18 protein-coding genes, 1 tRNA gene and 1 riboswitch are annotated in these 18,614 nt (G+C 73.1%); of the genes, 10 read left to right on the forward strand and 9 right to left on the reverse strand.

The window, feature by feature from the left end:
• Window positions 1-465 precede the first annotated feature (465 nt).
• Window positions 466-1,458, forward strand: a complete 993-nt coding sequence (locus tag AC061S_RS10475) for a hydroxyacid dehydrogenase (RefSeq protein ID WP_478685634.1) — start codon at window positions 466-468, stop codon at window positions 1,456-1,458.
• Here the strand turns inward: AC061S_RS10475 and AC061S_RS10480 are convergent.
• Together AC061S_RS10480 and AC061S_RS10485 are read right to left on the reverse strand one after the other, a co-directional pair.
• Window positions 1,446-2,246 carry a sugar phosphate isomerase/epimerase family protein gene (locus tag AC061S_RS10480; RefSeq protein ID WP_478685587.1) on the reverse strand — a complete coding sequence of 267 codons (801 nt, stop codon included), beginning with the start codon at window positions 2,244-2,246 and terminating at the stop codon, window positions 1,446-1,448. The two genes, AC061S_RS10475 and AC061S_RS10480, sit on opposite strands and share 13 nt — an antisense overlap.
• Window positions 2,243-3,352, reverse strand: a complete 1,110-nt coding sequence (locus tag AC061S_RS10485; protein ID WP_478685588.1) for a LacI family DNA-binding transcriptional regulator — start codon at window positions 3,350-3,352, stop codon at window positions 2,243-2,245. Before AC061S_RS10485 ends, AC061S_RS10480 begins: the two co-directional genes overlap by 4 nt.
• A gap of 239 nt (window positions 3,353-3,591) precedes the next feature.
• Here AC061S_RS10485 and AC061S_RS10490 point away from each other — a divergent pair, with 239 nt between their 5' ends.
• The 6 genes from AC061S_RS10490 to AC061S_RS10515 all read left to right on the forward strand — a co-directional run bounded on the left by AC061S_RS10490 (window position 3,592) and on the right by AC061S_RS10515 (window position 11,389).
• A complete protein-coding gene (locus AC061S_RS10490; protein WP_478685635.1) occupies window positions 3,592-4,716 on the forward strand; it encodes a Gfo/Idh/MocA family protein in 1,125 nt (374 codons plus the stop codon).
• On the forward strand, window positions 4,713-5,870 hold the full coding sequence (locus AC061S_RS10495) for a dihydrodipicolinate synthase family protein (protein ID WP_478685589.1): 1,158 nt from the start codon (window positions 4,713-4,715) through the stop codon (window positions 5,868-5,870). Before AC061S_RS10490 ends, AC061S_RS10495 begins: the two co-directional genes overlap by 4 nt.
• The gene (locus tag AC061S_RS10500) at window positions 5,867-6,712 is read left to right on the forward strand and encodes a sugar phosphate isomerase/epimerase family protein (RefSeq protein ID WP_478685590.1); all 846 of its coding nucleotides are present in this window, start codon (window positions 5,867-5,869) and stop codon (window positions 6,710-6,712) included. The genes AC061S_RS10495 and AC061S_RS10500 overlap by 4 nt, the downstream gene beginning before the upstream one ends.
• An 82-nt stretch (window positions 6,713-6,794) precedes the next feature.
• Window positions 6,795-9,188, forward strand: a complete 2,394-nt coding sequence (locus AC061S_RS10505; protein WP_478685591.1) for a polysaccharide lyase 8 family protein — start codon at window positions 6,795-6,797, stop codon at window positions 9,186-9,188.
• Between the two features lie 61 nt (window positions 9,189-9,249).
• Window positions 9,250-10,872, forward strand: a complete 1,623-nt coding sequence (locus AC061S_RS10510) for a N,N-dimethylformamidase beta subunit family domain-containing protein (protein ID WP_478685592.1) — start codon at window positions 9,250-9,252, stop codon at window positions 10,870-10,872.
• A gap of 127 nt (window positions 10,873-10,999) precedes the next feature.
• The gene (locus AC061S_RS10515; RefSeq protein ID WP_478685593.1) at window positions 11,000-11,389 is read left to right on the forward strand and encodes a VOC family protein; all 390 of its coding nucleotides are present in this window, start codon (window positions 11,000-11,002) and stop codon (window positions 11,387-11,389) included.
• A 66-nt stretch (window positions 11,390-11,455) separates the two neighbouring features.
• On the opposite strand, the gene AC061S_RS10520 is transcribed toward AC061S_RS10515, so the two are convergent.
• The 6 genes from AC061S_RS10520 to AC061S_RS10545 all read right to left on the reverse strand — a co-directional run bounded on the left by AC061S_RS10520 (window position 11,456) and on the right by AC061S_RS10545 (window position 16,734).
• Complete coding sequence (locus tag AC061S_RS10520) at window positions 11,456-11,683, reverse strand: hypothetical protein (RefSeq protein ID WP_478685594.1); 228 nt, start codon at window positions 11,681-11,683, stop codon at window positions 11,456-11,458.
• On the reverse strand, window positions 11,661-12,497 hold the full coding sequence (locus tag AC061S_RS10525; protein ID WP_478685595.1) for an ABC transporter ATP-binding protein: 837 nt from the start codon (window positions 12,495-12,497) through the stop codon (window positions 11,661-11,663). Before AC061S_RS10525 ends, AC061S_RS10520 begins: the two co-directional genes overlap by 23 nt.
• Entirely contained in the window at window positions 12,494-13,561 is a 1,068-nt protein-coding gene (locus tag AC061S_RS10530) for a FecCD family ABC transporter permease (RefSeq protein ID WP_478685596.1), read from the reverse strand. Before AC061S_RS10530 ends, AC061S_RS10525 begins: the two co-directional genes overlap by 4 nt.
• The gene (locus AC061S_RS10535) at window positions 13,558-14,550 is read right to left on the reverse strand and encodes an ABC transporter substrate-binding protein (RefSeq protein WP_478685597.1); all 993 of its coding nucleotides are present in this window, start codon (window positions 14,548-14,550) and stop codon (window positions 13,558-13,560) included. Before AC061S_RS10535 ends, AC061S_RS10530 begins: the two co-directional genes overlap by 4 nt.
• Window positions 14,551-14,607: 57 nt before the next feature.
• A riboswitch (cobalamin riboswitch) is annotated at window positions 14,608-14,687 on the reverse strand.
• A 47-nt stretch (window positions 14,688-14,734) separates the two neighbouring features.
• A complete protein-coding gene (locus AC061S_RS10540; RefSeq protein ID WP_478685598.1) occupies window positions 14,735-15,751 on the reverse strand; it encodes a helix-turn-helix domain-containing protein in 1,017 nt (338 codons plus the stop codon).
• Between the two features lie 74 nt (window positions 15,752-15,825).
• A complete protein-coding gene (locus AC061S_RS10545) occupies window positions 15,826-16,734 on the reverse strand; it encodes an oxidoreductase (protein ID WP_478685599.1) in 909 nt (302 codons plus the stop codon).
• Window positions 16,735-16,801: 67 nt separating this feature from the next.
• Between AC061S_RS10545 and AC061S_RS10550 the strand changes: the two genes are divergently transcribed.
• The 3 genes from AC061S_RS10550 to AC061S_RS10560 are packed head-to-tail and all read left to right on the forward strand — an operon-like array spanning window position 16,802 to window position 18,222.
• A complete protein-coding gene (locus tag AC061S_RS10550; RefSeq protein ID WP_478685600.1) occupies window positions 16,802-17,305 on the forward strand; it encodes a hypothetical protein in 504 nt (167 codons plus the stop codon).
• Complete coding sequence (locus AC061S_RS10555; protein WP_478685601.1) at window positions 17,299-17,598, forward strand: RNase A-like domain-containing protein; 300 nt, start codon at window positions 17,299-17,301, stop codon at window positions 17,596-17,598. The genes AC061S_RS10550 and AC061S_RS10555 overlap by 7 nt, the downstream gene beginning before the upstream one ends.
• Window positions 17,599-17,610: 12 nt before the next feature.
• Window positions 17,611-18,222 carry a contact-dependent growth inhibition system immunity protein gene (locus tag AC061S_RS10560; protein WP_478685602.1) on the forward strand — a complete coding sequence of 204 codons (612 nt, stop codon included), beginning with the start codon at window positions 17,611-17,613 and terminating at the stop codon, window positions 18,220-18,222.
• A 90-nt stretch (window positions 18,223-18,312) separates the two neighbouring features.
• Here the strand turns inward: AC061S_RS10560 and AC061S_RS10565 are convergent.
• Window positions 18,313-18,385 (reverse strand) — tRNA-Trp (locus AC061S_RS10565).
• Window positions 18,386-18,614: the final 229 nt, after the last annotated feature.

Below are 18,614 nucleotides of genomic sequence, written 5' to 3' on the forward strand. Positions count from 1 at the left end.
CCCTGGTCGGCCCGCACAGGATCTCCCGACGTCATCGCAGGTGGAAGCGGGCGTCGTCGCCCCGCATGCCAACTACAACGCGCATGGAGGCCAACTACAGCGCTAAGTCTCAAGATCCGAGTGCTGAGATCCGAGTGCCGAGATCCGAACGCTCGTTTCGCGTGTGCGGTTCATGTGTGCGTTTCGATCGAAGTGCGGATTCGCTCTTGACGACATGATCGTCCGCACAAAAGGATGAGGCTCTCGAACAGCTCCGGGGCCGCCTCTTTGGGGAGCGGCGACCCCGGGGCCCCTTCACCCCGTGGGGACCGGCTCCCGCGCACGTGTCGTTCCCGGCGCCGCGGCCGGGTTTGTGACCATCGGGACTTCGGATCTCACCGCAGGAGCCGTCAAGTGACCCACCCCGCCTCCGACTCCGCCCTTTCCCCTCTCACCGTGCCCCGCCGGCCCGTCACCGTGCTCGCCATGAGCCCCGGGACCCGGGCCGCCGTCCTCGGTGACCGGGTCCTTCCGGAGCTGGTCCGGGTCGCCGATGTGGACCCCGGGCTGCTCGTCACCGACTTCGGCGCCGCCTCCTCCGACGACGCCCTGCGCCGGCGGCTGGCCGCGGCCGAGGTCGTGTTCACCGGGTGGGGATGCCCGCCGCTTGACGCGCGGGCGCTGGAACTGATGCCGGAGCTCCGCGCGGTCGTGCACGCCGCCGGCAGCGTCAAGAACCATGTGACCCAGGCCTGTTGGGACCGCGGGCTGCTGGTCTCCAGCTCCGCCGCCGTGAACGCCCTGCCCGTCGCGGAGTACACGCTCGCCGCCATCCTGTTCTCCAACAAGCGGGTACTGGACTCCGCGCACGCCTACCGGACCGCACGCGGCTACGTCGACCCGCTCCGCCTCTACCCCGCCGCCGGCAACTACCGCCGTACCGTCGGCCTGGTCGGCGCCTCCCTCATCGGCCGCCGTGTACTGGAGCTGCTGCACCCCTTCGACCTGCGGGTGCTCGTGCACGATCCGTACGCCGATCCGGCCGAGCTCGCCTCGCTCGGCGCCGAGGCCGTCGCCCTGGACGAACTGCTCTCCCGCAGCGACGTGGTGAGCCTGCACGCTCCCGAGCTGCCGCAGACGCGCCGGCTGCTGGACGCGTCCCGGCTGGCCCTGATGCCGGACGGAGCCACCCTCGTGAACACCGCGCGCGGGTCGCTCGTCGACACCGCGGCGCTGACCGAAGAGCTGGTCTCGGGGCGGCTGCACGCCGTGCTCGACCACACCGAGCCGGAGGTGCTTCCCGCCGGCTCCCCGCTGTACGACCTGCCCAACGTGCTGCTCACCCCGCACGTGGCCGGCTCTCTGGGCGGGGAGCTGGACCGGCTGGCGGGGTCGGCCGTCGAGGAACTGGAGCGCTACGCCCGGGGGTTCGGCTTCCGCCACGCCGTCGACCGGTCCCGGCTCGGCTACTCGGCCTGACGGTCCGCCGCGCGGACCAGCCCCTCCAGGTACGCCCGGCCCGGCCCGAGCCGCTCCGGCAGTTCGCCGGCGCCGGGATACCAGCGCTTCTCGTACTCCCAGCAGAGCCAGCCCCGCGGCGGCGCGAGGGCCACCGCCTCGGCGAGCGGCAGCGCTCCCCCGCCGAGGCCGAGCGGGGTCAGCTCGTGCGCGGACGCCACGTCCTTGACCTGTACGTAGCCCAGGTGCCCGGCGAGGGCCCGGCTGGACTCCGCCGGCGACTCGCCCCCGAGCCAGGTGTGCAGTACGTCCCACAGCGCGCCCGCGGCCGGGTGCGCGACCTGGTCGAGCACCCGGGCCGTGGCCGTCGCGGTGCGGTGCGAGTCGTGGGTCTCCAGCAGGATCCGCACCCCGTGCCGCTCGGCGAAGGGTGCGGCGGCCCGGAGCCTGCGGACCGCGTGGGCGTCGGCGTCGGCCGGGGGCAGGTCACCGCCGCCGGGGAAGACCCGTACGTAGGGGGCTTCGAGGTCGGCGGCGAGCCGGACCAGGGCCTGGATCCCGGCGAGGACGGGCTCGTCGGGTCCGGGCGCGGCCACCCGGGCGTAGCCCGCGACTCCGAGGACGGCGACTCCTGCGGAGGTCAGGGCGCGCCGGCCGGCCGCGCGGTCGCCGGCCGGGCTGTCGGGATGCAGGGGCTCCTCGGGGTGGGCCCGCAGTTCGAGGGCCTCGTAGCCGTGCTCGGCGGCGAGGGCCGCGCTGCGCTCCAGCGGGGTGCCGGGCAGTCCGAGGGTGGAGAAGGCGTACCTCACGGACGGCCCCCTTCGATGGCGGCGGGCGGAGCGGCGGCGGGCGCGCGCGCGGGCGGCGGCGCGGTGGAGGCGCGCACCATCAGCTCGGCGGGCAGCGTGGTGATACCGCCGGGCGGCAGCGCTCTGCGGCCCGTGACGAACTGGGCCGCGAGGACCCCCGCCTCGCGCAGCGGGACCCGGACGGTGGTGAGGGCGGGGGCGGTGTCGACGCAGACGGGCAGGTCGTCGAAGCCGGCGACGGAGACGTCCTCGGGTATCCGCAGGCCGGCCTCGCGCAGGGCCGCGGCGACCCCGGTGGCGACGGTGTCGTTGGCGGCGGCCACGGCGGTGAAGGGCGCTCCGCGGCGGAGCAGTTCACGGGTGGCGTCGTATCCGGCGGAGCGCTCGAACCCCGCGTGCACGGTGAGGCCGGCGCAGTGCGCGGGCAGTGCGGGGTCGTGGTCGCGCAGGGCGTCCTGGTGTCCGGCGAGGCGCTCCCGGGTGGTGCTCAGTCCGGGCGGGCCGGCCACGTAGGCGATGTGCCGGTGGCCGAGCGTCAGCAGGTGCTCGGTGAGCCGGAAGGCGCCGCCCCGGTCATCGAACATGACGGTGGCGACGGGGAGTCCGGCGGGCATGGGCAGCGGGGGCCGCCCGCACAGCACCACCGGGGCGCCGGTGGCCGCGATGCGGGCGAGGCGGGCGGCGAGCGCCCGGGTGTGCTCCGGCTCCTCCACGGCGCCGCCGGTCAGGACGACCCCGCCGGCCCGCTGGCCCTCCAGGAGGGCGAGGTAGTCGAGCTCGGCGGCCGGGGTCCCCTCGGTGTTGCAGACGACGGCGAGCCTGCGCGCGCCGCCCTGTCCGCCGGGGCCCAGGGCGCTCTGCAGGGACCCGGCGAGGATCCCGAAGAAGCTGTCCGCGACATCGTGGACGAGGACGCCGATCAGGTCCGAGGTCGCCGCGGCGAGGGCCCGCGCGGGGCCGTTGGCGATGTAGCCGAGGTCCTCGACCGCTCGCTCCACCCGGGTCCTGGTGGCGCCGGCCACCGGGTACCCGCCGTTCAGTACGCGCGAGACCGTGGCGGGCGATACGCCCGCGTGCACCGCCACTTCGGCGAGTGTGACCGCCATCATCCCCTCCTTCCGATCCGTCCCGGGTCATCGTCTCACCCGGTGTGTGGATCTCCATACTCGCCGATGAAGAAAGCGCTTTCCATCACCCGTAAGAGTCTTGCACCACGACACTGCCCGGCCCTAGCCTGAACGGAGAGAAAGCGCTTTCTATCCTGCTTCTCGGCAACTCCGCACAAGGAACACCGCAACAAGACGAAGGAGGGGACACCGTGCAGCGCAGGACGATCAAGATCGCCATGAACGGCGTCACCGGGCGAATGGGATATCGCCAGCACCTGGTCCGCTCCCTGCTCGCACTGCGCGAGCAGGGCGGGATCGACCTCGGCGACGGGACCGTGCTGTGGCCCGAGCCGGTGTTGGTCGGGCGCCGCGAGGAGGCCCTGCGGGCCATCGCGGAGCGGCACGGCCTGGAGCACGTGAGCACGGACCTGACGGCCGTGCTGGCCGATCCCGAGGTCGAGATCTACTTCGACGCCCAGGTCACCAGCGCCCGCGAGGCGGCCGTGCGGCAGGCCGTGGCGGCCGGCAAGCACGTGTACTGCGAGAAGCCCACCGCCCTCACCTTCGAGTCCTCGCTAGAGATCGCGCGCCTGGCCGACGCGGCCGGCGTCAAACACGGGGTGGTGCAGGACAAGCTGTTCCTGCCGGGCCTGCTCAAGCTCAAGCGGCTCATCGACGGCGGCTTCTTCGGCGAGATCCTGTCCGTCCGCGGGGAGTTCGGATACTGGGTCTTCGAAGGCGACTGGCAGTCCGCCCAGCGCCCGTCGTGGAACTACCGCTCCCAGGACGGCGGCGGCATCGTCGCCGACATGTTCCCGCACTGGGAGTACCTGCTGCACGAGCTGTTCGGCCGGGTCCGCACGGTGCAGGCACTCACGCGCACCCACATCGGCCGCCGCTGGGACGAGGACGGCAAGCCGTATGAGGCCACCGCGGACGACGCGGCGTACGGGATCTTCGAACTGGAGGGGGGCGCCGTCGCGCAGATCAACTCCTCCTGGGCGGTCCGGGTCAACCGAGACGAGCTCGTGGAGTTCCAGGTGGACGGCACGCACGGCTCGGCGGTCGCCGGGCTGCGCGGCTGCCGGATCCAGCACCGCGCGACGACACCGAAGCCGGTGTGGAATCCCGACCTGCCCCTGACCGCGAAGTTCCGCGACCAGTGGCAGGAGGTCCCCGACAACAACCCCGCGGACAACGGCTTCAAGGCCCAGTGGGAGCTGTTCCTGCGCCACGTCGTCCGGGACGAGCCCTGGCAGTGGGACCTGCTGGCCGGGGCCCGCGGGGTACAGCTCGCCGACCTCGGGCTGCGCTCCTCGGCGGAGGGCCGGCGGCTCGTGGTCCCGGAGGTGGCGCTGTGAGCATCCGGCTCCCCTCGGCGGACGGCGGGCTGCGCCTCCACGCGCCGGTCACCGCTCCGCTGGCGCCGCTCACCTGTGGCCCGGCCCGCAGCCGCACCTTCTACTCGGCCGCGCACGTGGTCGCCGACCCCCTCTCCGCCTCGGCCGAATCCGCCCCGGTGATCGACTGGGAGAGCACGCTGGCCTTCCGGCGCACCCTGTGGGCGCAGGGCCTCGGGGTCGCCGAGGCCATGGACACGGCGCAGCGCGGGATGGGCCTCGACTGGCCGGCCGCGGCGGAGCTGATCCGCCGTTCGACCGCCGAAGCACGGTCGGTGAGCGGCCGCATCGTCTGCGGCGCGGGCACCGACCAGCTCGCCCCGGACACCACGCATTCCCTCGCCGCCGTCACCGCTGCGTACGAGGAGCAGTTGGCACACGTCGAGGAGTGCGGGGCGACGGCCGTGCTGATGGCCTCGCGGGCCCTGGCCGCGGCGGCGAGCGGACCGGAGGACTATCTGGAGGTGTACGGACGGCTGCTGGGGCAGAGCTCCCGGCCGGTGGTCCTGCACTGGCTGGGGCCGATGTTCGACCCGGCGCTGGAGGGATACTGGGGGTCCGCGGACCTGGACGAGGCCACGGACGCCTTCCTGAAGATCATCTCGGAGTATCCGGAGAAGGTCGACGGCATCAAGGTCTCGCTGCTCGACGCGGGGCGCGAGGTGGACGTCCGGCGGCGGCTGCCGGCGGGCGTGCGCTGCTACACGGGCGACGACTACCACTATCCGGAACTGATCGCCGGGGACGGCGAACTGGCCAGCGACGCCCTGCTGGGGATCTTCGACCCGATCGCCCCGATCGCGGCGCGGGCGGCGCTCGCCCTCGACCAGGACGATGCGGCCGGGTTCCGGGAGCTGCTGAATCCGACGGTGGCGCTGTCCCGGCACCTGTTCGCTCCGCCCACCCGCTACTACAAGACGGGGGTCGTCCTCTTGGCCTGGCTCGCGGGACACCAGGAGCACTTCGCGATGGTGGGCGGACTGCACTCGGCCCGCTCGCTCCCCCATCTGGCCACCGCCTACGAACTCGCCGACGACCTCGGCCTGTTCCCGGACCCGGAGCTCGCCGAGGCCCGGATGCGACAGCTCCTCGCGCTGCACGGGGTGGCATCGTGAGCCCGGCGACGACGCCGGCGCCGGCCCGGTTCAGCCTCAACCAGGAGACGATCCGCCAGTGGTCCCTCCCCGAGCTGGTGGCCGGGTGCGCCACCGCCGGGGTCGGCGCGGTGGGGCTGTGGCGCGACCCCGTACAGCGGTTCGGGGTGCGGGAGGCCGCGAAGCTGGTCGCCGATGCCGGACTCCGGGTCAGCTCGCTGTGCCGGGGCGGCTTCTTCACCGCCGCCGATCCGGTGGGGCGCGCGGCCGCCCTCGAGGACAACCGCCGCGCCGTGGAGGAAGCCGCCGAGCTGGGCGCCGACACCCTGGTCCTGGTCTCGGGCGGCCTGCCGGACGGAGACCGGGACCTGGCGGGAGCCCGGCGGCGGATCGTCGACATCCTGGGCGACCTGGTCCCGTACGCCGCCGGGCACGGAGTGCGCCTGGGGATCGAGCCGCTCCACCCGATGTACGCGGCGGACCGCTGCGTGGTCTCCACGCTCGGCCAGGCCCTGGACATCGCCGAGGAGTTCCCGGCCTCGCGGGTGGGGGTGGTCGTCGACTCCTATCACCTGTGGTGGGACGAGCGGCTGCCTTCCGAGGTGCGCCGGGCCGGCGAGGCCGGGCGGATCGTGTCCGTCCAGGTCGCCGACTGGGTGACGCCGCTCCCCGAGGGCGTGCTGCTGGGGCGGGGACAGCTCGGCGACGGCTCGATCGACCTGCGGGCCTTCCGGGAGCTGACCGACTCCGCCGGGTACCTGGGGCCGGTCGAGGTGGAGATCTTCCATCCCGGGCTGTGGGCCCGCGACGGTGAAGAGGTGCTGCGGGAGGTGATCGACCGCTACCGCGAGCACGTCGCATGAGGTGAAGGGGGGTGCGTGAGTCGAAGTACACGGGGGCCGCAGCGTTTCGGGCGAATCAGCGTTTCAGTCAAAGGAGACTGTGATGACAGATGTATGGAGCCGCCGTGCCTTCCTCACGGCGGTCGGCGGCAGCGTGGTGCTGCTCGGCACCCCCGCCTTCCCGGCGACCGCCGGGACGGTGGCCTCGGTGCACGCCGCCATGCGCGCGGTGTGGCAGGGCCTCGTCCTGGGGACCGTGTCCTCCCCCACCGCGGAGCCCTTCCGCACCCGGCTGACCGCGCTGGGCGCGCAGGCGGGCCAGTGGCGCTCCTCGATGGCCCCGGCGACCGGTTCGCTCTGGCCCGATCACGTCTTCACCACCAACCCCGAATGGATGGCGCAGAGCTACTACCGGCTGCGGAGCATGGCGGAGGCCTACGTCAGACCGGGCACGGGGCTCACCGGCGACGCCGCGCTGCGCACCGCCGTGCTGACCGGGCTGGACCACCTCCACACCCAGGTCTACAACGCCGGCCAGGCGCGGTACGGAAACTGGTGGTGCTGGCAGATCGGCGCGCCCCAGGCGCTGCTCGACACCATCGTCCTGATGTACGGCCACGTGTCGGCGGCGCAGCTCGCCGGCTACTGCGCCGCCGTGGACCACTTCGTACCGGATGCGTCCGTCGGCTCGTACACCGGGACCAGCACCGGAGCGAACCGGGTGGACCTGTGCCGGGTGCTCGCGCTGCGCGGAGTCGTCGGCGGCGACGACGCGAAGATCGCCCTGGCCCGGGACGCGCTCACGCCGGTGTTCCCGTACGTCACCTCCGGGGACGGGCTCTACCGGGACGGCTCCTTCATCCAGCACACCTACGTCGCGTACACGGGCTCGTACGGCTCGGTCATGCTCGGCGGACTGGGCATGCTGTTCGGCCTGTTGAAGGGGACGGCGTGGGAGGTCACCGCCCCCGGCGCGCAGATCGTCTTCGACGCGGTGGAGCACGCCTGGGCGCCGTTCCTCTACAACGGGCTGATCATGGACGCCGTATCGGGGCGGGCCCCCAGCCGGGGGGTCCAGGTCGCCGATCCGCTCCAGGCGCAACTGGACGACCACACCCGCGGGCACTCCGTCCTCGCCGCGATCCTGCTGCTCGCCGAGGGCGCGAGCACCGCCGAACGGACGCGCTGGCGCGGCCTGGTGAAGGGCTGGACGGCGCGGGACTACTACGGCCCCCCCTTGGCGGACGCCACCCAGAGCCTGTCGGCCCTGGCCCGCCTCTCCGAGGTCACGGCGGACGCCACCGTCACGGCCGTGCCGGAACCGGTGGCGCACCGGCTGTTCCCCTCGATGGACCGGGCCACGCACCGCAGACCAGCGTGGGCTGCCTCCCTGTCCATGGCCTCGAAGCGGATCACGCACTACGAGACGGGCAACGGCGAGAACCTGCGCGGCTGGCACACGGGCAGCGGCATGCTCTGCTGGTGGGGCTCCACCTACGGGAACGGCCAGTACTCGGACGCGTTCTGGCCCACGGTCAATCCGTACCGGCTGCCCGGGACCACCGCCTCCCGCAAGGCGCTGGCCGACGGAGCAGGGGGCGACTGGGGTGCCTCCCGTCCGGACGCCACCTGGGTCGGGGGAACGACCGACGGGGAGTTCGCCTCGGTGGGCCAGCACCTGAAGGGACTGGGCAGCACGCTCACGGCCCGCAAGTCCTGGTTCTTCCTCGACGACTCGGTGGTCTGCCTGGGCGCCGGGATCAGCTCCGCCGACGGCGCCGCGGTCGACACGGTCATCGACAACCGGAACCTGGGCGCGACCGGCGCCCACGCCCTCGCCGTCGGCGGCACGGTCCAGCCGGCCACACTGGGCTGGACCGCCTCCTTCCCCGGGCCCGGCTGGGCGCACCTGGCGGGCTTCGGCGGCTATGTGATGTCGGGTTCGGGCACCTTCCGGGCGCTTCGGGAGGCCCGCACCGGCCGGTGGAGCGACATCAACCGGGGCTCTTCCACCACGGCCCTGACCCGGCGCTATCTGACCCTCTGGTACGACCACGGGACGGACCCGGCCGCCGGCAGCTACGTCTACCAGCTGATGCCGGGCGCCTCGGCCGCCCAGACCGCGGCGCGGTCCGCCGCCACCGGGTGGCTCACGGTGCTCGCCAACAACCCGACCGCCCAGGGGGTGGCGGTGGGCTCGCTCGGCTTCACCGGGGTGAACTTCTGGCAGCCCGCGACGATCGGCACGCTGCAGGCGAGCGCGCCGTGTTCCGTCACGGTGCGGGAGCTCGGCGACGGCACGGCCGCCGTCTGCGTCTCGGACCCGACCCGCACCCTGTCGGGACTGACCCTCGTGTGGAACCGGCCCGTCACCCACGTGCTGTCCCAGCCGGCGAGCGTGGTCTCGGTCAGCACCGGGAGCACGCTCCGGCTCGGCTTCGGCAGCCTCACGGCCCTGGAGGGGGCGAGTCAGGTGGTGAAGGTCAGGTTGGGCTGATCTCCGGTCACCCTGCGGGGCGGCAAAAGCGCAGCCCACAGGGTGACATAGCGTGCCCTGTATGGATCAGGAGCACATATCCGGGGACGGCGAAGGCGCGGACAGGCGGCGGTTCCTCGCCCTGGCGACGGGGGCCGCGGCCACCGCCGCCGGGCTGGGGGCCGTGGCCGGCTGCGCGAACGGGAACGGGAACGGCGGAGAGGCGGACGGGGCGGGGCCCGGCGAGAGCCCGGCGCCGTCCGGTCCCCCGGCGAAGAAGGAGGGGCCCCGCGGCTTCGACGTCCAGGCCGAGAACGCCCGCCCGGGGAACGCCGACTGGCAGGTCTCCAAGGCCGGCCCGGCCCGCGCCATCGAGGGCTTCGCCGACCGGGTCAGCGTGCTGCCCGGCGAGTCCTTCGGCCTGCACGTCTCCACCACCGCGCCCCGGTTCACCGTCTCCGCCTACCGCATGGGCTGGTACGGCGGCGCCCGGGCCCGCCTGGTCTGGCGCTCCGAGGCCCTGCCCGGGGTGCGCCAGCCCGACCACACGGTGGACCCCTCGACCCGTACGGTCCGCACCCGGTGGGCCCGTAGCACCACCGTCGAGACCAAGGACTGGCCTGAGGGCTGCTACCTGCTGCGCCTCGACGCGCAGGGCGGCGAGGGCCAGCGGTTCGTCCCCGTCACCGTGCGCTCCGCCGCCACGGCCGGACGTACCGTCGTGGTCAACGCGGTGGCGACCTGGCAGGCGTACAACCGCTGGGGCGGCTACGGCAGCTACGACGGCCCCAGCGGCGGATACGCCTCGCGCTCGCTCGCCGTGACCTTCGACCGGCCCTACCAGTACGACGACGGCGCGGGCCTCTTCCTCGTGTACGAGGCTCCGCTGCTCGCACTCGCCGAGCGGCTCGGCATCCCCCTGGCGTACACGACCACCACCGACGTGGCCCGGGAGAAGCGGCTGCTGGAGGGCGCCTCGGCGGTCCTCTCCCTCGGGCACGACGAGTACTGGTCGCCCGAGCAGCGCGCGCACGTCACGGCGGCCCGGGACGCGGGCACCAACATCGCGATCCTGGGCGCGAACTCCTGCTACCGCCGGATCCGGCTGGAGGCCTCCGAGCTCGGACCGGACCGTACGGTGGTCTGCTACAAGTCGTCCTACGAGCAGGATCCCGGCTTCAAGCGCGGCCACCCCGCCACCGTCGACTTCCGTTCCCCACCGGCCGCCGACCCGGAGAGCACACTGCTCGGCGTGATCTACGACGGATACCCGGTGGACGCCCCGTACGTGGTGACGAACCCGGGCCACTGGCTCTTCGAGGGCACCGGCGCGCAGGCGGGCGACAGCTTCCCGCACCTGGTCGGCGTGGAGTACGACAAGGTCAGCACCGGTTTCACGACCCCGCGCCCGATCGAGATCCTGGCGCACTCCCCCGTGGTCTGCGAGGGCCGCCCCAGCCACCAGGACACGGCGTACTACACGACGCCGGGCGGCGCCGCCGTCTTCGCGACGGGGACGATGCGCTGGGTGGAGGCCCTCGACGCGAAGGGCGACGGCCGCAGCGGAGCCAACCACGGCCTGGACGCGCGCTCGGGCGCCCTGACCAGCCGGGTGACGGAGAACCTGCTGCGCACCTTCGCGGCCGGCCCGGCGGGGCGGACGCATCCGGCGCAAGACAACGTGAAAGCGGTGTACGGGGGATAGCCCCCACCCCATCACACTGGACTCCACCCGAAAGGGGTGTTTATGATCATGTCGCGGCATCGCGTGTCGGTCACCGGCTGGGTGAGGCATGGAGGTGCCGGTACGTGCCTTTCGGAGGCATCCACTCATGACGGTTCAGCTCAACCACACGATCATCCACTCCCGTGACCACCGGGAGTCGGCCGAGTTCCTGGCGTACTTCCTCGGCCTGGAGGTCGGAGCCCCCTGGGGCCCCTTCATCCCGGTCGAGACCGCCAACGGCGTCACCCTGGACTTCGCGACCATCCCCGCCGAGTCCATCACCGCGCAGCACTACGCGTTCCTCGTCTCCGAGGCCGAGTTCGACGAGGCCTTCGAGAAGATCAAGCGGGCGAAGATCACCTACTTCGCCGACCCGCACGGGCAGCGCCCCGGCGAGATCAACCACAACGACGGCGGCCGCGGCGTCTACTTCCAAGACCCCTCGGGCCACGGCATGGAACTGATCACGGTCCCGTACGGCGGCTTCAAGGAGTAGGACCGGCCCGGCAGCGGAGGGCTCGCGCGCCCCCGCTGCCGGATCCCGTGCACGGCGCGGTGCCGTTCAGTCGAGCATGCGCCGCATGACCCACACCGGCAGCGCCGGGTTCCGGGCCGCGTCCCGCGCCGTCTCCTCGTCGGCGAGCCGCGCCACCAGGATCTCGTCGGGCGCGGCCCGGTTTTTCATGCTCAGGCCATCCAGTCTGTCCTGGCGCAGCCGCCGGCCCACGGCCGCCCCGAACTGCAGCCCGTCCCAGTCCGCCGCCGCGTCAGTGCCCCGTTCGCTCCCCATCCTCCGGAAGGTAGACGATGTTGACCGCGCCCGTCGTCGGGTGGGTGCCGACGCGGGTACGGACCCCGTAGACCTCGGCCAGCAGCGGCTCCGTCAGCACCTCTGCCGGCGTGCCAGAGGCGGCCACGCGGCCCCCCGCCAGGACGTACAGCCGGTCGCAGTACATCGCCGCCAGGTTGAGGTCGTGCAGGACCAGCAGGGCGGTGGCCGGCAGGGCGCGGACCAGGCCGAGGATCTCCAGTTGGTAGCGGATGTCCAGGTGGTTGGTCGGTTCGTCCAGGGCGAGCAGGCCGGGGTCCTGGACGAGGGCGCGGGCCACCAGGGCGCGCTGGCGCTCGCCGCCCGAAAGCCCGTCGAAGCGGCGGCCCACGAGGGCGGCCGCGCCGACGGTGTCCAGGGCGCGCGCGACGCGGCGTACGTCGTCCGGTCCGTCCTGCTCCCAGAACCGTTTGTGCGGGCTGCGCCCCATGGCCACCACCTCGCGCACGGTCAGCCCGAAGGTCCCGGCCGCGTCCTGGGGCACCACCGCCACCCGCCGCGCGCGGTCCTTGACGCCCAGCGAGGCCGCGTCCAGGCCGTCCAGCAGGACCCGACCGCCGGTCGGGCGCAGGGCGCCGTAGACGCAGCGCAGCAGTGTCGTCTTGCCGCTGCCGTTGGGGCCGACGACTCCGACCGTCTCGCCGGGGCGGGCGGTGAGGTCGATCCCGTGCAGCAGCGGCTGCCCGTCGATCTCGTAACGCACGGCCTCGACGGCGAGTTCCGCCGCGCCTGCCACCGGTCCCGCCACCGCCCCCGCCACCGGTCCCGCCGTCATCCCACGATCCCTTCGGTACGGGTGGACCTGCGCAGCATCCACAGGAAGAACGGCCCGCCGACGAGCGCCGTGACCACGCCGACCGGGATCTCCTCCGGCGCGGCGGCGGTACGGGCGATCAGATCGGCCAGGGTCAGGAACACCGCCCCGCCCAGTGCTGCCACGGGCAACAGCGCCCGGTGTCCGGCGCCGACGACCATGCGGGCGGCGTGCGGCACCATCAGCCCCACGAAGCCGATCGCCCCGCTGTAGGCCACCAGGATTCCGATGACGAGCGAGGTGAGGACGAACACGGCGGCCCGGAACCGGCCCGTGTCCAGGCCGAGCGTCTGGGCGCCCTCTTCCCCCGCGAGCAGCAGGTCGAGCGGCCGGGCCAGGGCGACGAGCAGCCCGGTGCCCAGGATCAGGGCACCGGCGGGCAGGGCCAGTTCGCCCCAGCGTGCCCCGCCGAGCCCGCCGAGGGTCCAGAACAGCACGCTGCGGATCTGGTCCGGATGGGCGGACAGCACCAGGATCAGGCTGGTCAGGGCGGATAGCACGTACTGGACGGCCACTCCGGCCAGGATCAGCCGGCCGGTGGTCATGGCGCCGCCGCGCCGGGCCATCGCGTAGACGGCGACGAGAGCGCCCATCGACCCGGCGAACGCCGCGAGCGGTACGGCGGCGGCGCCCGCGAAGCCGAGGATTCCGGCGCCGAAGACGATCACCAGCACGGCCCCGGCCGAGGCCCCGGAGGAGGCTCCGAGCAGGAACGGGTCGGCGAGCGGATTGCGCACGAGGGCCTGCAGCACGGTTCCCGCGACGGCGAGTCCCGCGCCGACGACGGCCCCGAGCAGGACGCGCGGCATCCGGACGTCCCACACGATCGCCCCGAAGGCTCCCCCGCCCGGCGCCCCGCCCGGTCCGCCGCCCGGTCCCCCGAGCACGATGTCGAGCACCTGGCCCGGTGGGATCCGTACCGGCCCCAGGGCCAGCCCGGCCAGGGCCGACGCGGCCAGCGCGGCGGCGAGCAGGGCCAGTACGACCGGTGTACGGGTGAACGCGCGGGCGGCCCGGAGCCTCACGGGGCGCCGGGGTGGAGCTGGCCGCCCAGCGATTCGACGGCGTCGGCGACGCGTAGGCCGAGCACGGCGGAGGACAGCGGCAGCACGACGAACCGCTGGTTCTTGACGGCGGGAACCTGCGCCAGCGCCGGGTCGTTCAACAGGCGCTGCTTCTTGGCTTCGACGGTGGTGCCGCCGTAGTCGTAGATGAGGACGACCTCGGGCTTGCGCTCGATGACCTTCTCCCAGGACACGTCGCCGAAGGTGTCGTCGAGGTCGGCGAACACGTTCGTCCCGCCCGCCAGCGCGACGATCTCGTTGCCGATGCCGTTGCCGCCCGAGGTGAAGGCGGAGGCCTCGCCCGAGTCGTAGACGAAGACGGCGGGCTTGGCCTTGTCCTTCACGCGCGCGCTGACGGCGTCGATGCGGCGCTGTTCGTCCGCGAGGAGCCGTTCGGCGCGCTCGGGCACGCCGAAGGTCCGTGCGACCTCGGTGATCTCGGTCCTGAGCTGGTCGAGGCCGACCTTGCCCTCGGTGCAGTACTCCACGCTGAGGCGGGAGTTGATGCCGGACTTCGCGAGTCCCTCGCGGTCGCGGCCCTGCGCCTTGTCGAAGGCGCTGGAGTAACCCCCGTACACGAAGTCGGGGTTGGCGCCGAGGAGGATCTCCTTGGCCGGGTACTCCTTGGCCAGCACCTTGATCTTGTCGTACGCGGGCCGGTAGGCGGGCAGTACGGCGTCGTCCAGGTAGGCCGTGCCGACCGTCTTCCCCTCCAGCCCGAGGGCCAGGAGGATCTCGGTGGCGTGCTGGTTCATCGCGACCGCACGCTGCGGCGGTGCCTGATAGGTGCTGGTGACGCCGCAGTTGGTGACCGTGTACGGGAAGCCGGGCGCAGCGCCCGCCGCCGCCTTCGCGTCCTGCGGTCCGGGTGACCCCCCGCACGCGGCCAGCGGTATCAGGAGGGGGACGGGCAGGAGCGCGCGCAGCAGCGCACGGGGGTACGAAGACATGGTGAAGCCTCTCCGGGGGATCCGCGTCCCCTGGTCGAACCGAAAGAGGCGGTGCGTCAGTGTCTGACTCCCGGGTCCCCGCGCGGGGACGTCCGGTCACAGTGGCGGGACCGCACCGGATTCGCACCGGTTTCCTGTCCTGCACCGCCTGGATAACCCGGCCCAGTGTGCCAGATGGCCGATGTCAGCGGTGCGGGCGCACCGCGCCGGCCGCCCGGGCCGTCCGCGCAGGGTGGGAGGCGAGGGTCCGCAGCGCCTCGGCGGAGGGTGATCCCGGCTCGGCGGTGTAGAGGTAGAGGGCCTGGTCGGGGTCGTCCGGAAAGGTCAGGGACTCGTACTCCAGGGCCAGTTCGCCGACGACGGGGTGCCGGAAGCGCTTGGTGCCGTGGGTGTGCTCGAGCACGTCGTGTCCGGCCCACCACCGCCTGAAGTCCCCGTCGTGCGCTGCCAGTTCGTCGACGAGGGGACGCAGTCCGGGATCGTACGGGTGCCGGCCGGCGTAGAACCGCAGCGCGGCGACCGCTCCGCGCGCGGCGCTCTCCCAGTCGGCGAAGAGCTCGCGGGCGGCGGGGTCGAGGAAGAGGAACCGGGCCAGATTGCGGCCGCGTTGACGTGGTGCGCCCGGCTCCGGTCTGCCTGCCTCCAGTCCGCCCGGCTCCAGTCCGCCCGGCTCCGGCGCGCCCGGCTCCGGCTGCCGTGCGCCGAAGTCGGCGTACAGGGCCGCGGCGAGCCGGTTCGCGGCCAGGACGTCGAGCCGACGCCCCATGATCATCGCCGGGGTGCCGTCGTCCAGGGCGTCCAGCACCCGGTACAGGCCCGCCCGGACCCGCTGCGGGCCGGTGGACTCCGCGGGGCCCGGGGCGCCGGATGCCGTGTCGGCGGCGCGCCCCGGCCCGGTGGCCCGCTGCGGCCGGGCCAGGTCGAAGAGGTGGGACCGCTCGGTGGCGTCGAGCCGCAGCGCGCGGGCCACGGCGTCGAGGACCTCGGCGGATACGTGCAGGGTGCGGCCCTGCTCCAGCCGCGTGTAGTAGTCCACGCTGACCCCGGCGAGCTGCGCGACCTCCTCGCGCCGCAACCCGGGCACGCGCCGCCTTCCCGGGTGGGCTGCGACACCCATCTCCTCGGGACCGATCCGGGCGCGGCGGGAGCGCAGGAAGTCCCGCAGGTCGGAACTGGGCTCGCGCCCGGCGGTGGCGGTCATTCCCCCAGGCTAGGCGGTTTCCTCCGGTTACCCCCGCTTCCCCCGCAGCGGTCCGGGCCGAGCCTCACGCTGTCTCACGCCGCGTCGTGGTGGGCGGCGGCCAGGGTGGCGAGTTCGCCCTCGGACAGGCGCAGGCGGCCGGAGGCGACGTTCTCGGCGAGGTGGCCGAGGTCGCCGGTGCCGGGAATGGCCAGGACGTGGGGGCCCTGGTGGAGGGTCCACGCCAGCCGGATCTGGGCCGCGCTCACGCCGTGGGCGCGGGCGATGGAGTGGACTTCCCCGCTGTCGTCGCCGGTCGCGCCGGCGGTTCGTCCGGTACCGGCGATCGAGTAGAACGGCACGAACGCGATGCCCTGCTCACCGCAGCTGTCGAGGAGCTCCTTCTGTTCGGGGGACGCGCCGATGCCGTACATGTTCTGGACGCAGACCACCGGCGCGATGCTCTGGGCCTCGGCGAGGTGGTGGGGGCGGATGTTGGACAGGCCCAGGTGCCGGACGAGTCCGGCCTCGCGCAGTTCGGCCAGTGCGCCGAAGCGCTCGGCGATCGAGTCGGTGCCGACGATGCGCAGGTTCACCACGTCGAGGTGGTCGCGGCCGAGCTGGCGCAGGTTCTCCTCGACCTGACCGCGCAGCTGCTCAGGGGTGGCGTGCGGCAGCCACTGGCCCGAAGGACCGCGGCCGGGCCCGACCTTGGTGGCGATGACGAGCTCGTCCGGGTACGGGGCCAGCGCCCGGTTGATCAGCTCGTTGGCCGAGCGCGACGATGAGAAGTAGAACGCGGCGGTGTCGATGTGGTCGACCCCCAGCTCGACCGCGCGGCGCAGCACGCCGATCGCCTGGTCGCGGTCGCGCGGAACCGCCTCGACCGCGAACGCTTCGCCGTGCTGCGTCAGCCGCATCGTGCCGAAGCCGATCCGGTTGACCGTGCGGTCGCCGAGCGCCCAAGTGCCGGATGCCGCTGCCGCGGTCGTCTGTGAAGTCATGCCGCGATCATGTCCGCACGCCGGGCCGGCCTGCCATTGATTAAGGCCCGCCCGAATCCGACGCGGATTGGAGGAGACGGCCGCCGCGCTGCGCCGGGCCCTGGGACACGGGCCGGGCCATCCCTCGTACGAGCTGCTCGCCGGTCGGGTGCCGCGGATGCGCTCGGGGCTCGCCGCGGCGGAGGTGCTGGAGCTGGCTTGCGGGTACATGGAGTCGGGCTCCTGGCGCCGCGTCGTCGTCCGGCCGACCGGCCGGATCGTGATCGGCGGCTGGTTCCCCCGGCTGGTGGCGTTCTCCCAGGGGTATCTGGAACTCTCCGACGGGCAGACCGACGACGAGGTCATCGCCGGGTACATCGCCGAGCACCACCCCGACCACTGCTCCTGGGGCCTCCCCGAACTCGTCGGCGAGGCCCACCGGGCCCTGGCCGCCTATCCCACCGAGGAACTGACGGCCGAGGCCTTCGAGCGCGCGGTCCCGCTCGCCTCCGGCTCCACCCCCTCGTGGGCCGAGTGGCTGGACCACCTCGCCGACGTGCTCACCGGGCACATGAAGGAGGAGCATTGCTGACCCGTACCGCCACCTACCCGGATCGGGAGACGGCCCAGTGGGCGACCCAGATGGTCGTCACGCGCAACGAGCAGGCCGTGCACCGCTGGCTCGCCCAGTCCACTCGGCAGCGGCTCACCATCGAGGCCGCCTGGCCTTCGCGTCCCGAGCCGGTGGGGCGGGTCCTGCTCCAGGGGATGATGCTCGCCGGGCAGGGGGCCGTGGACGTCCGGGCGGCGCGGGTGGTGCTCAAGCGCTCCGGGTCCAGCCCGCACGGCTTCACCGTGCACGCCACCTTTCCGATCTTCCTCTAGAGGCAGGCCGACGTGCCCCTGACCTCCTTGCAGCACGACAGCCAGTACGGCGAGCTGGACGAGATCCTGCGCTGCTACGCCGGACAGCCCGCCGACGACACCCCGGAGGCGCCGAGCGAGGCCCTGGCCGCCTACCTGCGCCACACCTGGCACATCCGACCGCACGCCCTCGCCGCCGCCGAGGTCCAGCTGCGCGGCTTCGCCCGCAACCCTCCCGGTCCCCTTCGCCGCGAGCTCGGCGAGCACTACGCGATGCCCGACGTGGGCCTGCGCGACGCGGCGGTGGGGGACTGGCTGCGGGTGCTCGCCGACCACATCCGGCGGGGCATCGAGGCGGGCGAGGTCCCGCCGCCCGGCGCACCGCGTACGCACTGGGAGTGGCACGCCCGCTTCCCCGAACTGGGCCAGCTGCTCGGCGGGTGGTACTCGCAGGACATGCCGGACGAGTTCGAGGACCACGAGGCCGCGCTCCGCGACTACCTGGACACCACCGACCGGTCCTTGGTCAGTCGGCTCGCGGGCGAGCTGCACGAGCTGCTCGGGCTGGAGCTGGACCCGCCGACCCCGTACACCCACGGCGCCTGGCTCGTCCTCCTCGCCCAGCAGGTCATGGCCGGGGCCTGACCTTCTACGGCTCCGCACACCGTGGACCCTGAAGCGACTCCGGACACAGGAAAGCCCTCCGGCCGATCACGGCCGGAGGGCTCCGAGAAGCAGGGGTGGCAGGGCTCGAACCTACGACAACTGGTTTTGGAGACCAGTGCTCTACCAACTGAGCTACACCCCTTCGGTGAGACCAACCATGTCATGGCGCACGCTGAAGATCCACTCAATTCGGGGTTCAACCGCGAGGAATTTCGTCAAGTACGGGGACATGGACAGTCGCCCCCGCGACACGCTCCCCAGGAAGCGCCGGCGACCTCCTCGGAATCCGCCCCCGCGGCGCCGGGCAGCCTTCCGTCCGCACCGACTTGCCCCGCCCCCTTGACCCGCTGTGGTCCAGACCAATAGTTTCC

The organism is Streptomyces sp. CA189, from assembly GCF_056428985.1.

Coding starts and splice junctions, on each gene's coding strand:
- AC061S_RS10475 (WP_478685634.1), top strand. CDS start 466: ATGAGCCCCGGGACCCGGGCCGCCGTCCTCGGTGACCGGGTCCTTCCG.
- AC061S_RS10485 (WP_478685588.1), bottom strand. CDS start 3,352: ATGGCGGTCACACTCGCCGAAGTGGCGGTGCACGCGGGCGTATCGCCC.
- AC061S_RS10490 (WP_478685635.1), top strand. CDS start 3,592: ATGAACGGCGTCACCGGGCGAATGGGATATCGCCAGCACCTGGTCCGC.
- AC061S_RS10505 (WP_478685591.1), top strand. CDS start 6,795: ATGACAGATGTATGGAGCCGCCGTGCCTTCCTCACGGCGGTCGGCGGC.
- AC061S_RS10510 (WP_478685592.1), top strand. CDS start 9,250: ATGGATCAGGAGCACATATCCGGGGACGGCGAAGGCGCGGACAGGCGG.
- AC061S_RS10515 (WP_478685593.1), top strand. CDS start 11,000: ATGACGGTTCAGCTCAACCACACGATCATCCACTCCCGTGACCACCGG.
- AC061S_RS10520 (WP_478685594.1), bottom strand. CDS start 11,683: ATGGGGAGCGAACGGGGCACTGACGCGGCGGCGGACTGGGACGGGCTG.
- AC061S_RS10525 (WP_478685595.1), bottom strand. CDS start 12,497: ATGACGGCGGGACCGGTGGCGGGGGCGGTGGCGGGACCGGTGGCAGGC.
- AC061S_RS10535 (WP_478685597.1), bottom strand. CDS start 14,550: ATGTCTTCGTACCCCCGTGCGCTGCTGCGCGCGCTCCTGCCCGTCCCC.
- AC061S_RS10540 (WP_478685598.1), bottom strand. CDS start 15,751: ATGACCGCCACCGCCGGGCGCGAGCCCAGTTCCGACCTGCGGGACTTC.
- AC061S_RS10545 (WP_478685599.1), bottom strand. CDS start 16,734: ATGACTTCACAGACGACCGCGGCAGCGGCATCCGGCACTTGGGCGCTC.